This window comes from Protofrankia sp. Cr1, from assembly GCF_963555865.1.
GTDB lineage: Bacteria > Actinomycetota > Actinomycetes > Frankiales > Frankiaceae > Protofrankia.
In genome coordinates this window covers 1-1,557 of sequence record NZ_CAUVXO010000042.1, presented here as the reverse complement: position 1 = coordinate 1,557, position 1,557 = coordinate 1, and the positions used below count along the sequence as shown (strand labels likewise).

3 protein-coding genes are annotated in these 1,557 nt (G+C 66.5%); 2 read left to right on the top strand and 1 reads right to left on the bottom strand.

Features of this window, described 5'->3' with window-relative positions:
* On the bottom strand, positions 1-223 hold a 223-nt coding region (locus U9980_RS06320; protein ID WP_322767075.1), incomplete at its 3' end, for a hypothetical protein.
* Here U9980_RS06320 and U9980_RS06315 point away from each other — a divergent pair.
* Together U9980_RS06315 and U9980_RS06310 are read left to right on the top strand one after the other, a co-directional pair.
* Entirely contained in the window at positions 209-601 is a 393-nt protein-coding gene (locus U9980_RS06315) for a helix-turn-helix transcriptional regulator (RefSeq protein ID WP_322767088.1), read from the top strand. The two genes, U9980_RS06320 and U9980_RS06315, sit on opposite strands and share 15 nt — an antisense overlap.
* An 89-nt stretch (positions 602-690) precedes the next feature.
* On the top strand, positions 691-1,557 hold an 867-nt coding region (locus U9980_RS06310), incomplete at its 3' end, for a hypothetical protein (protein ID WP_322767074.1).

Here is a 1,557-nt window from a genome sequence, read left to right as displayed (position 1 = left end):
GCTGACACGGGAGTTCTGACGTCGTTTCGGTGGCCTTCGGTGTGCATGCCCAGGCCGCCGAGCCGTCCCGGGAAGGGCCAACGAGAGGCAGCGTGTCCGTGAGAACATCTCCCCCCGCTGCGCAGAAATCCGGTACGAGGCTGACAGTCATGACCCGTGATCCAAGCCGTAACGCCTCGGCGAGTTCCTCAAGGCCCGCCGCAGCGAGCTGAGCCCCGCCCACGTCGGCCTGCCCGCGGGCGGCCAAGCCAGGCGGGTGACCGGCCTGCGCCGGGAGGAGGTCGCCCGGCTGGCCGCGATCAGCATCGACTACTACTGCCGACTCGAACAGGGCCGCATCCAAGCGTCCCCGTCGGTGCTGGCCTCACTTTCGAAGATGCTGCGCCTGGACGAGGACCAGCGCGCCTACCTCTACCAACTGGCCAGCCGGGACAGGCAACGCCGGTACCACCGTCCCACCCACCACGAGGTTCAGCCGCAGCTGCGGCGGATGCTCGACGACATGACGCGCACCCCCGCCTTAACCCCGCCTCGCCGATTCCCGACGCCTTCACCACCTTTGTCACCACCGTCCAGAACAACGGCATTCCCGACACTCTGAGTCATATCCTCGGTGACCTCGAGACCCTGCTGTCGACCATCGCAAATCCGGATGACCCGAACGCCTCGGCGCGTTCCGCGATCGACGCGTTGCTGGACATTCCGGAGCAACTGGTGCTGGCCGTGCTCAAAGCGCTCGACTTGCTGTTCGGCGCTGTCGTGACCCTCGCCACGACCATTGCCGACAACATCGTCGACGTGCTCGGCGCCTCGATCGATCTCGGACCGGTGAACACGATCTACGCCTGGATCCAGACCTCCAACGGGATCACGAACCCGGAGCCGATGACAATCGGCGGCCTGCTCTTCCTCATCGCCGGGTTCGTCGTCACGACGCTCTACAAACTCGTGAACGGAGTCGACCAGGCGCCGTTCCCGGGCGGGAAGTTCCCGGCCATTACCCCGCCGCCGTGGCATTCCGCTCACAGTCCGGTCGGGATTGGCAGCACAGACGATTCGCCATCCGACCCGACTACCAACCAGGCGATGCTCGCGCTCCAGACCGTGGCCGGTTTCGGCGGAGTGATCGGCGGCCTCGTCGAACTGGCGGCCGACCTCGCGCCCGCCCTCCAGGCCGAATACGGCGGTACCCTCGACACGATTCTGGCCATCCTGTCGACAGGCTTCTCGGCGGTTTGCTTCACGCTCATCCCGGCCTGCCCGCCGGTCACCGGCACGGAGTGGACGGGTGCGGATGGTGCCTGGTCGGGCGGTTTCGCCGTGGCGATCCTGTACACGCTGCTGTGCGTCGGCGCACTCGGGACGAAGCTGGCTGGGGGCAGCGACGTGGCCGTGCTGAAGAACTTCAGCCTGAAGAACGTCCCCGAAGTCGTCTTCGGGCCTGTCGTCGCGACGGTCTTCGGCGGTGCGCTCATGACCTGTTTCGGCGTCGGATTCGCCCTGGAACCGAGCAATCCCTACACCACCGCGATGACCGTGATTCCGCCGATTCCCGGC